The organism is Silvanigrella aquatica (assembly GCF_001907975.1).
Taxonomy (GTDB): domain Bacteria; phylum Bdellovibrionota_B; class Oligoflexia; order Silvanigrellales; family Silvanigrellaceae; genus Silvanigrella; species Silvanigrella aquatica.
In genome coordinates this window covers 767,003-779,657 of sequence record NZ_CP017834.1, presented here as the reverse complement: position 1 = coordinate 779,657, position 12,655 = coordinate 767,003, and the positions used below count along the sequence as shown (strand labels likewise).

Below are 12,655 nucleotides of genomic sequence, written 5' to 3'. Positions count from 1 at the left end.
AATCCCTTAATTAATTGAGCTAATATAAAATCAAACAATAGTAAATATATTTTATATTAAATAAACAAACAAGAATTAAAATACCAAAAATATTTTATTAATAAATGTTTTTATAATATATTAATAAATACAATAAATTCATTATTTACAATTAATTTTAAATATTTAAATTAAAAAATTCTCTGTTACAATACAGAGTCAATTTAATTCTATTTGATTTCCTCTTTTAAAAGCACAAACCTTACTTATAATAATAAGTTGATAACTTTTCTATTAAAATAAGTTAATGAATTTATTAGATATTAAAAAATCTTATTGCATTTATGCAATTTAATAAATGGCATAAATATTGCTTAACTAATGTGTGATATTCTTTAATCACTTTTGGGATACACTATGAAGTTACATTTGGAGAAATTAATGAGAATACATCTTCCTTTCTTACAACCCAAAATTCCTTTACACAATAGAATTAATGATAGCTTTAGAAGAGCATATGAAGAAATTAATAATACTCAAATAAATAAAAATTACAATCAAATTCCTCATATTAATAAATTTTATAGTTTGCTGTTATATTTTAATACTCCTGAAAAAAGAATTAACTTTACTTTAAAACTTCTTGCAAAATGTATTGGCAATAAAGAAGTTATATCCTTCACAAGATCCAAATTTGCACATGGTAGAATGCCTGGCGATTTAAATAAAAAAAGTAGAGATGATCTCAATAAAGAAATGAGATATGAATACGAAAGAACGAGAAGAGTTCGAGATCCCAATACGGGACAAACTATTTTTGAAGAAATTTTACCTGCAAAAATTAATGAAAAAAAACAAAACTATAATACTTATGACATATATTATTCTCTATATTGTCTTTATCCTATGTATATAAATATTATGAATTGCGGTGAATTTGCAAAATCAACTAATGTTTTAAGTTTATATTTTTTAGAAATGCTAAAACGCTATGAAATAAAAATTTTAAATGGGCAAAACCCATTTGAATTTACAGTAACTCCAAGTTATTTGGAAATGGGAGATCATGCATTTAACATTGTCAGATTAACTTTAAAAAATGGACTTGTTATTAAACTATTTGTCGATTCATTTTATAGAACCGTTCGAACTCAAAATGAATTTAATGCCTATTTAGCAAGATGTAAATTTGCATATGAAGCTCAATTTAAACTTTCAAAGTTATCATATTTGTTTAATAAAAATATTGATTTAGACTCATCTTTTGTAAAACAAAATTCAACTTTAAAAGAATTAACTGGATTTGTTGGATTTGAATCGGAAGATTGCATACAGTTTATTTCAAAAGTCTTAGAGAAAATTAATTTTGAAGAGATGATCAACAAAACACACAAAGAATATCACACTTATTTACACCGTGATAAAGATATACCAAGAGAAGCTTACACAATATAATTAAATTATAATAAATATTTAATCTCATTTTAATTACTATAAAATAACGACATCACTAATATAACCTAGCGCATCATCCAGATTATTAAAAATAGGATGTTTTAAAAGATCCGCATCTTTATGAGTATATTGCGAACGCTTTATCCAAATACCATGCATCCCTGCGTGTTGGGCGCCTAAGGCATCATCATGTAAAGAATCTCCAATGTGAATGGCATTTTTAATATTAATATCAACAAGTAAACAAGCATGCTGAAAGACCGTGGGATCAGGTTTTCCTTTTAACACAGTATCAGAACTAACAATAATATCAAAACAATTGTCGATATTTAAAGCTCTTAACATCGCATTAATACGATTCCCCCAATTGGTAATAATGCCAGTTTTGATAGGAATATTATTAATTTTTCTATTTCGGAAAGCTGCTAAGATATTTTTTGCATCTGGTAAAATTTGAACACCCAAAGCATTTGTAGAACAACCACCTAATATTGTTCCCGATGCATCTAAAAAAACAGCGTAGCTTTCACTATTGTTATGAATTTCCATATTTTATTTCTTACTCATTTATATATAATTTATAGAATTGTTTCCTGCACAATTTGATTGACAATACTCGTTGCACTTCTTTTTTCAGACAACGACCTAAAATTTAAAACACACCTGTGACGTAAAACAGCAGGAGCCACTTCGGCAATATTTTCATATTGCACTTCAATTTTACCACGAATAAGAGCAAGTGCTTTACTTGCAATTAAAAGAGCTTGGGTTGCACGCGGACTGGCACCAAAATCGAGATAATCTTTAGCCACATTAAGTTTAGATTCTTGAGGTCTTGTATTGCGCACAATGCGCACAACACCATGCAAGAGCTCATTACTTATGGGCATACTTTCGACAATAGAACGAGCATTAAGCAATGTTGTTGCAAAAGAAGTTGCTTTTAAATCCTCTGTTTTTTTAGGTAACATAGCGACTTTAACTTCAGAGTCAAAATCCGGATAAGGAATTTCCAAATTTAATAAAAAACGATCGAGCTGGGCTTCAGGCAAGGGAAAAGTTCCTTCATTTTCTATTGGATTTTGAGTCGCAAAAACATAGAATGGGGCTGGTAAAGGACGCGATATTCCTCCTAAACTAACTTGTCTTTCCTGCATAGCCTCTAATAAAGCAGATTGAGTTCTCGGAGAAGCTCTGTTAATTTCATCGGCTAAAATAAAAGGAGAAAAAATAGGACCTGGAGAAAAAGCTATTTTTTTTAAATCAGGATCTTTTTCATCAAATTGAATAGTATCTCCCCCTAAAATATCGAAGGGTGTTAAGTCGGGGGTAAATTGAATTCTTTTGTATCCACTTGCTAAGGCGGAAGCTAAGTTTCTTACTAAAGTTGTTTTAGCAACCCCAGGAGCGCCCGTTAGCAAAGCATGTTCATTGCAAATAACTGCGATAACGATATGTTCAATAATTTCACTTTGACCAAAAACTTTGCTATTTAGCTGTTCGATAAGTTTTTGAGAAGCATTAGAAGTTTCTTGAAAATCCGGCATTATTCACACCTCTTCTTTCAGTAAGGGTCATGACACAGTAATAATCTTATCCCTTCGTCACAAAAAGGGAAAGTTTTCAATGACCTATAACCAAAAAAGCGGGCAATGAGAAACTGTTAAAGCACGTTCTAAGCATCCTTCACTTCCTTAATAAATAAAGGTATTTGATAAAATGAAGGTGCAAAAAGGAGTAAATTTACTATGACCTTAAGATCACAAGAAAAGACCCTTGTCATAGGAGCGGGAGCATTTGGCACAGCCATTGCCTCCTGCATTCATAGTTCTACAAATCCTGTTACCATAATTGCTAAGAGCGAAGACAACTTTAATGCTCTTAAAAGCCATGATACACTTAAACATTGTAAAATGGAAATCTTTGATAACTTTAATTCCTGTTTCAGTGAATTTAAGCTTATTATACTTGCAATACCTTGCCAAAGTCTAAGAAATGTTTCCGAGTGGATGATTGAACATTGGAATAAATCTAATGAAAAAAGAATTCCAAACTTTGAAAAATTAAATATTATTTCAGCCGCAAAAGGCATCGAACAAAATACTCTTCTTCTACCCTCGCAAATTTTAGAGAGTTTTTGGGGTGAAACGGCTTCCATTGGAAGCTTAAGTGGCCCTAGTTTTGCAAAAGAAATGCTAAATGGATTGCCTACTTGTGTGGTTGTGGCATCACAGGATCAAGAGCTTTTAAATGTCACCTCAAGAATATTACACAGTCCCTATTTTAGAATTTATGATTCAAAAGATGTTATAGGTGTTGAACTTTCAGGGGCATTAAAAAATGTTATCGCTTTGGTTGCAGGCGCTGTTGATGGACTAAAACTAGGAAACAATGCGCGCGCTGCGGTTATGACAAGAGGCTTGGCAGAAATCGTTCGTTTAGGAGTAAAACTCGGCGCCGATCCCATCACCTTTTTAGGTTTGAGTGGCGTGGGCGATTTAATTTTAACATGCACCGGCGATCTTTCACGAAATCGTCAGTTTGGTTTGCGCATGTCGTTGGGTGAAAGCAAAGACGACATTATTAAATCGATGAATCAAGTTGTCGAAGGCATTTCAACAGCTCTCAGTGCAAATGAACTCTTTAAAAAACACAACGTAGAATCTTCCATTATCAATACTGTTTACAGAGTGTTATATGAAGGCACACCTATTCGTGATGCCGTCTCATTATTAATTGAAAGACAACAGGGTTGCGAATTTAATTGGTAAAATATCAAGATAAATATGAATAAAATTAAGGAAATTATACAGTATGAATCTTTTTTCTCTTGAGCCCAATCTGATTGAAGTGATTGCTTCTTTAATGGAATCAAAAAGTGTCACGAAAATTTTAATTGCAAATAGCGAATCAGAAGCTCAAGAAATTGAAGAATTTATAAAAAATATTTCAGAAGGATTTTTGACTACAAAAGATATTTTATATATTCCTGGTTTTTTTCAAGCAGGAGTATTTCGTTATGAATCGGCAAGAAAGATCATTGCGAAACGAATAGAATCCTCTTTTTTACTTGGAACTCATTTTCCTCGTATTATTATTTGCAGTATAGCTGGATTTACGAGAAATTTTCCCTCATTTCATTGGTTACAAAAAAACAAATATGAAATAAAAATTGGCGAAGATCTCGATCCCGATTTATTAATGGAACAGCTATCACAACTTGCTTATTTGCAAGTCCAACGAGTTGAAGAGGTAGGTGAATTTAGTATTCGAGGATCTATAATTGATTTTTGGACACCTGGAGAAAAGCATCCCTCACGAATTGAAATATTTGATGATAAAATAGATAAAATTCGTTCTTTTAGAGCATCGGATCAAAGATCATTTCAAACTCTAGAACAAGTCGTAATGTTACCTTCCCGTGAGTTTATTTGGCCCTACCCCAGCCAAATGGAAGCGGCAATTGAAAAATTTAATTCTTATATTTTAAGTCAACATGTAATGGGAGTGGGCAGGGCAAATTTATTAGAAGATTTAAAAGCCAATGTTCCTTTTGCAGGAATTGATGATCTTTTTTATATGTTTATATCTGATTCCCTAATTTCTTTTCACGAATTTATTCATGAATATGCACAAAAAAACAATGTAAAAATTTCTCTAGGCTATATAGGATCTGAAAATGTTTATTTAAACGCAATTCAAGAAATTGAAAAACTTTATGAAAATGCTTTAATTTCTGCCACATCTAAAAACTATCCCGTTGGTAAAATAGAGTCTGTATTTCCTAATTTAGCTCTTGCGAAAAATTATTTTAACGTAACAAATTGTCTAGAGTCTCGATTTCATATTCCAGAAAAAATTGCGCAAGATTTAAAATCATGCGAGAAGCAAAAACTATCAAATAGAATTACAAAAATTCAAGAATTATTTGTAAATGAAAATCCTGATTCACAAATTAAAAATCTTCTTATTCTGTCAAATTCAGAAGACAGCTTTCTTGAATTTTTAGGTATTACTTCGAAATATTTAAATTTAAATTATGAAAATCAAACCAATATTAATAAATTCAATTTAAATGATATTTTAAATTCAAATTTAATAAACAACAAAATTAAAGATCAATTGCATTTCTGTTTATTAAATTCTAAAGAAGGATTTTATCTTCCCAAAAGTAAAACCTTAGCAATATCAGAATCATGGATTCGTGGAACCGCTTCTGCAGAAAAATTTGAAACTTTCCAAGAAGAAGAAAATCCACAGAGTTCAAAGCAAAACTCCGAAGCATTTTTAAGTGCTCAATACGCCGATTTTGTCGAAGGAGATCTTGTTGTACACATTCAACATGGTATTGCACGTTTTCGTGGATTAATGACCATTAAAATTCTTGACATAACGGGTGATTTCTTAGCTTTAGAATACGCTGGAAATGACAAAATTTATGTTCCCGTTCATAAACTCAATCTCATCCAAAAATATATTGGATCATCAGAAGGCACCTCTCTAGATGCTTTAAAAAGTTCTACCTGGGAAAAAAGAAAAGCAAAAGCTAAGGCAGATGTTGAAAAACTTGCTAAAGAATTAATGGAACATCAAGCCAAAAGATCAATCACACCAGGGCATGCATTCGCTAAAATTGATGAAGAATATATTGCCTTTGAAGATGCCTTTCCTTTTGATGAAACCCCTGATCAACAGCGCGCCATAAAAGAAATTATGACAGATATGAATAAACCTAAAGCCATGGACAGACTGCTTTGCGGAGACGTGGGATTTGGCAAAACAGAAGTTGCTATGCGCGCTGCTTTCCGCTGTATTTTAGATGGAAAACAAGTGGCCTGGCTTGTTCCAACTACAGTATTAGCACATCAACATTATCGATCTCTTAAAGAAAGATTTGCCGATTTTGCCGCCAATATTACAATTTTGGATCGATCTATAACATCGACATCAAAAGTTTTAGAAAAAATTAAAAAAGGTGAAATTGATATTTTAATTGGAACACACCGTATTTTATCAAAAGACATAGAATTTAGGGATTTAGGACTTCTTATTGTCGATGAAGAGCAACGCTTCGGCGTATTGCAAAAAGAAAAAATCAAATCCATGTCCTATGGTATTGATGTGCTCACAATGACGGCAACGCCCATTCCTAGAACTCTGCAAATGGCTATGGTCGGCTTGAGAGATTTAAGTTTATTAACCACGCCTCCCAAGTCACGTCTCGCAACAAAAACTTTTGTCTGCCCTTTTGATGAAGAAAGTATTAAAGAAAGCATTCAATTTGAATTAAATCGTGGCGGACAAATATTTTATGTTCACAACCGTGTCGAAGAATTAAATACAGTTTATTCTTATCTGCATAATTTAATTCCTCATGCTAAAATATGTATTGGCCACGGAAAAATGGCGCAAAAAGATCTTGAAAAAACAATTATCGATTTTTTAGACGAAAAATATAATATTTTACTATGCACAACCATTATTGAATCGGGAATTGATATGCCCAATGTCAATACCATCATTGTTCAAAATGCGGATTATTTTGGGCTTGCACAATTGTATCAATTGCGCGGTCGCGTAGGAAGAAGATCAACACGTGGTTACGCTTATTTTCTATACTCACAAAATGCAAAAGAAGATCAAGAGGGAATGAAGCGACTTGAAATATTAAAGGAACATCAAGAACTCGGCAGTGGTTTTGTTATTGCAAGCCATGACATGGAAATGCGCGGTTCTGGAAATATTTTGGGTGATGAACAAAGCGGTAAAGTAAGTGATGTCGGACTTGAGACTTATTTACAAATGCTAGATGATGCGATTAAAACACTAGGAGGAATTAAATTAACAAATATTACGGAAGTTGAAATTCAAATTCCACTCGTAGCCCAAATTCCAGAGAATTACGTGCAAAATTCCAAAGAACGCTTGCGCACATACCGTCGCTTTTTTGGTGCTCGCCAGGAGAGTGCATTGCAAAACCTTATCACAGAATGCGAAGATCGATTTGGAACAATGCCTGTTGAAGTAAAAAATCTGGCAGAACTTGCGCGTATCAGAAGATGGCTGCAATCACTTGGAGCTCTTTCACTTATTGTAAGTGATGATTCCACAGAAATCCGCCTTAATAAAGGGATTTTGCAACCAGAATATCAAGATGAAGCAAGCGAATTGCTTATAAAACGAATTCTTGATGTCTGCAATCGTAAGGTTAAGGGCATGCGGATTACACCAGATGGAAGACTGCTTTTTGCACTTCGCAAAAAGAACTTCATACAGGATAAGGACTCTACAATATCAGAGTTAAAGAGAATTTTAAGTCTCCTGGCTGGGGAAGCTTATGAGGATAAGGTTACATAAATATCTAATAAATAAATTGTCTTTTACTTTTTTTATTTTTTTATTTACTATTTTTTATGACTTAAATGTACAAGCAGATCTCCCAAGTAGTCTTAAATTAGATACTTTACCTACACTTCAATCAGGCCCCCCCCTTCATATTCAAGCTGCATATGATAAAGAAATACAACTTGAAGTCACTGTTTCCGATGATTATTCTTCACAAAATTCAAATATCATTTGGTCTATTAATAATAAAAAAATATGCTCAGGTTTATACTGCCCTATACTTTTAAAAGAATCAGATTTTCAAAATACAGTGCCGATTCTGCAAATTATCACTTATAACGATACAGGAGGCACAACATATACCTATGAATTTGAAATGCGTTCAAAAGAAGGATTCGACTCAAAATCATTAAATCAAGATACTGCTTACTTAAAAAATTCTCAGTCAAACTCATTTTCATCACAAACAGTTTCAGCTCTATATGGGAAAGGCACTCTCATTCAAAGTGATTACATATTGTACATAGGTTCTTTGCAAAGAAATTTTAATTGGGACGAAGGCATATTTCAAACAGATCATCTTGATACCTTACGAATTGCAGACTCTGAATCAGGAGTATGGTTTTTGTTACCTTCTTCTACTCTATCAATCCATAAACAAGTTGAAACTGATGATATTAGAAGAGCAAGATTTGACTATGGCAATATAAGACTCAAGGCTTCAGGGAATAAAATTAATCTTGATGAGAAAAATAAATTTTTTAATAATAAAATGGAAGTGACAACACCCGAACTCACTCTAAGCGTTCCACGAGGCGGTGACGTTGTTTTGACTAGAGATAAAGAAAGTAATAAGTATTTTACTAGAGTTATTGTTTTTAGTGGAGAAGTTTTTATTGAACCAAATCCAAATATTTTAAAAAATTCTGATAGCCTTAGTAGTAAAAAAATTTCATTAGGTACAGGGCTGGAATTTAAAATTTTTGAAAATGGCACTATCACTCCATTAGCTGTTCCAAATCACTCTACAATTGAGAATTTTATTGCATTTACAACAACAGCCCATGAAGTAAAAGAAAGAAAACAAAATACCAGCGAAGATGCTTTACCCGATATTCTTGCAAGAGCAACAGTTCTTGCTGATAATGAAGAGTATTTTGAACTATTAAATTTGTTAACTCCTCTGCAAAATCATATGAATAAGGACATACGAATTCCGTATTATCTTGGCTTTGCAAAAAAAGGACTTTATCAAAATCAAGATGCGAAAAGATACTTTTTAATTGCAAAAGATATGGATAATAAATATCCCATGGCACATTGGCAATTGGCACTCATTTATTTAGAAGAAAAAAATTACAGCAACGCGGAAAATGAATTCTTATTAGCACACAAAAATATTCCTTCGAATAGCAAAATTTCTCATGAATATGATTACTATATTGGAGTTCCCTATTTTTTTAATAATAAATTATTACTTGCAAAAAATAGTTTTCAAAGTGCTGTATGGGATAGTGAACTTGATCCTGCACTAAGACAGTCAGCCGCAGATTTTTTAAGCAAAATTAATATTGAAAAACCTTGGACCTTAATTGTTCCCATAGGAATTCAATACGACAATAATGTTTTATCCATTGCACAAAACCAATCACTGCCGACGCAATATTCAGAAAAAAGTGCTTTTAGAAGTATTGCTGGTGCTATATATACCAATGATAGTTCAAAAGAAAATAAAAATAATGGGTGGTTTTTAGGGGGAGGGGCTAAAGCTTTTTATGTAAAAAACTTTCCAACTTCTTACAGCAATCTCGATACTCTTGTACTTGAAAGCAGTATTTACGAAACTTATCGATGGGAAAAGGACGAAGCAAAAAAGGAAAAAGATACCGTCCGAGTGTATCAAACTGCAGGCGATATTATAGTTGATAATCAGCAAGATACTCTTTATTTTTTAGGCGGCGGTATTTATAATAATTTAGAATTAAATGCAGGTGTTCAAGTTGATATTTCAAACAGAGCAGATTCAGATAAAAAAAGTGGATTGGTATACAATCAATACTATCAAATGAATTTAGGAAAATATGATGACTTTATTTTTGATTTAAACCTGCAAGCCCAGGAACAGCTTATGTTCCAAACTTCCACTACAGTTGGGAACACTTTTGAAGTTATTGCTACTCCTTCAGCAACATATTCAATAGATTCTAAAACAAGTTTAAAATTTGGAAACACTTTTGACTTTTTATATACATTTATTTCGCCTATTCAAAGTACTTATAAATTTATTCCCTCTGCTGCAATAAATTATTTTATTTATGAATGGCTTGTGGGAACATTTACCGCAACATTTGAATATGATAAAGTCTATCCAGATAACGGTAATGTTTATAGACCTGGTGCATCTCTAATGATGACAGGAATATTTTAAAAGAAAGTTTATAAAAAAAATACTAATTTATGCTTGATAGAATACTGATTGGTGATTCGGATTTTTATTCCCACTCAAATATTGTTCAATATATTTACTATTAAAAAATTCTTTTATAATATTTTTTACCATTAATTTATCACTTGATTCATTGTTTTTTTTATTAAACTCTAAAAATCCTACATCAAAATTTTTAGTATCATATCTATCATTTTTGAGTTCTAATATAAATTTAGAAGAAAAATAAATCATCTCATTAAAAACTACATTAGTGAGAGAGGGATCATTCTTCATAAACAATTTTTTCATTGCTGAGGGATCATTAATTGAGGTAAATCCATCAATACAATAAACGGAAACAAACTCATATACATGAGGTGATACATCTATTATAGATAAGAAGTAGCAATTTATTGAGAGTGATATATTTTTTTTATTTTTAAAACAAAATTCTAACAAAACTGCCACTAATGAGAATATGTTATTTTGATTAATGAAACTTATACAAAATTTATAAAGTTTCTCATCCTTTGCAGAAAGAAAATGTTTCATGTGATTTTTTAGTTTTTCTAATTCTGGATTTGGATCGCGGCTTGTAAATTTTTTGTACCTTTCCAAATTTAAGATTTCCTTAATACTTTTAAATTCAGAGGAAGAATTATTAAAACTCCTTGAAATGTATGTCTGATTATAAACAATATGACACCTATTCCATTCTTTAAAAGTCATATTTTTATCAATGTAAAAATTCCTAAAAAATAAGTTTGGAAATTCCTTAAATGTTGAACTCTTAATAGACTTAAATGCAATTTCAAATTGTAATAAAAAATTATTTTTCATGATATTTTTTATTACAGTATAAAATATCAATGAAATAATTTTATTCTTTTCATAGCATATATTGTGCGCAGATCTATTAAATAATTCTTCAACAAATTCATGGACTTTTATAGGAGGAAAGCAAAAATTTAATTCATTTAATTTTTTCTTAGAGAAATCTTCATTTTTTTCAAGATACTTTACCAAAAAATACATCCAATAACTTTTACTACTAAGATTATATTTATTAATAGATATTAAATCTGAAACTTTCCTTAATTCAATTGCAAAATTGATGAATAGATCAGTTTTATTAAAACCCTTTAATTTAAATTTATTTCTTATTTTTTCAACAAATATATTCTCAGTAGATTCAATTGAGTTCAAAAATAACTTATTTTTTTTATTAACAAAAACTTTGTACTGATGACTAGATTCGCGAATAATACTTAAATTTGTTTCTAAAGATGAAAAAGGAATTGTTTGGGTCATTTGAGGTTTTATTTTCACCCTAAATGAGAAATAATTTTCTCCATAATTATTTATAACTGAATTGAAATCTTTTTTAAAAGACGATAAATTTCTATAATTATATTTTTTTATACCAACATCAGGAATATAAAAAATAACATACGGCTTATCAAATTTAATGTACAAATATATTCCATATGATTTATTCTTATCTGAAACTGTATTTATAAAGTAAAAATAAGAATAAGTTAAATTTATTTTATTTGATATTCTTAACAAATCTGTCTCAAAATATTTTATAAAAGGAAGTTCAAATTTAGTATGACAATATTTTGTTTCTATTTGCGCATTTAAGTCCTGCTTAATTGCGTTTATCAAATTATTATATCTATCTAATAAATAATAAACATTTTCTTCTTCAGTTAAATTTTCATTTTTATCGGAATAATTTTCTAGAAATTTTTCGAAAAATGACTCTGGCAAATTATCTAAGTTTGTCAAATTCTTCCTAGTTCCAACAGAATTATATTCATTATAGATTATATTAAGATCTGTACTTATATCGCCAAATTTTTTTAATTTTGACAATAATTTGTTTTTTTCTGCTTCATATTTTTTTCTAACTTCATCAGTCATTAACGAAACATCACAGGATTCATCAAAGAGACTAATTCCAAAAATATTTTCAAACTCAATTGCTTTTGAAATAGTATTTTCTTTTTCTTGTTGAATTAAATATGGAGTATTATTATTTTTCATTATAGTATAATATTTTTCAATATTATTAAACATATAATTTTGCGGTAATTCATTATAAAAATCAATAAATGAACTGTGATTAACATCACACATCGATTCGTTTTTTTGAAAATCCTCCTTAATAAATTTAAAAAATAATGATACTTTCAAAAATAAATTATTATCTTGCAAACCGTAATATTTTAATCTATCTAAAGACTTAGCATCAACTTTTCTGCTATCTCTATTCGAAATCTCATCTCTTAAATTTGAATTATTCATGATTTATACTCGATAATAAAGGATTGCATTTTTTAGATAATAAATATTTATATAAAAAATCAATATACAAATACAATGTTATATATTTATCATTTAAAACAAAAAATCAATTAAGAATTTAAAAAAACTTTCAAATAC

The 12,655-nt window shown here is 30.3% G+C and carries 7 protein-coding genes; 4 read left to right on the top strand and 3 right to left on the bottom strand.

What is annotated here, in order from left to right:
- Positions 1–420 precede the first annotated feature (420 nt).
- A complete protein-coding gene (locus AXG55_RS03355) occupies positions 421–1,434 on the top strand; it encodes a hypothetical protein (protein ID WP_148696722.1) in 1,014 nt (337 codons plus the stop codon).
- A gap of 36 nt (positions 1,435–1,470) precedes the next feature.
- Here AXG55_RS03355 and AXG55_RS03350 read toward each other — a convergent pair whose 3' ends face one another.
- Positions 1,471–1,983, bottom strand: a complete 513-nt coding sequence (locus tag AXG55_RS03350; protein ID WP_148696721.1) for an HAD family hydrolase — start codon at positions 1,981–1,983, stop codon at positions 1,471–1,473.
- A gap of 29 nt (positions 1,984–2,012) precedes the next feature.
- The gene (locus AXG55_RS03345; RefSeq protein ID WP_148696720.1) at positions 2,013–2,981 is read right to left on the bottom strand and encodes an AAA family ATPase; all 969 of its coding nucleotides are present in this window, start codon (positions 2,979–2,981) and stop codon (positions 2,013–2,015) included.
- 201 nt (positions 2,982–3,182) lie between these two features.
- Between AXG55_RS03345 and AXG55_RS03340 the strand changes: the two genes are divergently transcribed.
- From AXG55_RS03340 to AXG55_RS03330, 3 genes are read left to right on the top strand one after another with little or no spacing between them, the layout of a single operon-like run.
- Entirely contained in the window at positions 3,183–4,205 is a 1,023-nt protein-coding gene (locus AXG55_RS03340) for an NAD(P)H-dependent glycerol-3-phosphate dehydrogenase (RefSeq protein ID WP_148696719.1), read from the top strand.
- Between the two features lie 43 nt (positions 4,206–4,248).
- On the top strand, positions 4,249–7,791 hold the full coding sequence (gene mfd, locus AXG55_RS03335) for a transcription-repair coupling factor (protein WP_148696718.1): 3,543 nt from the start codon (positions 4,249–4,251) through the stop codon (positions 7,789–7,791).
- Positions 7,772–10,207 (top strand): tetratricopeptide repeat protein, encoded by a 2,436-nt coding sequence (locus tag AXG55_RS03330; protein WP_148696717.1) that lies wholly within the window; start codon positions 7,772–7,774, stop codon positions 10,205–10,207. Before mfd ends, AXG55_RS03330 begins: the two co-directional genes overlap by 20 nt.
- Before the next feature lie 27 nt (positions 10,208–10,234).
- Here AXG55_RS03330 and AXG55_RS03325 read toward each other — a convergent pair whose 3' ends face one another.
- Positions 10,235–12,517 carry a hypothetical protein gene (locus tag AXG55_RS03325; protein ID WP_148696716.1) on the bottom strand — a complete coding sequence of 761 codons (2,283 nt, stop codon included), beginning with the start codon at positions 12,515–12,517 and terminating at the stop codon, positions 10,235–10,237.
- Between the last annotated feature and the right edge of the window lie 138 nt (positions 12,518–12,655).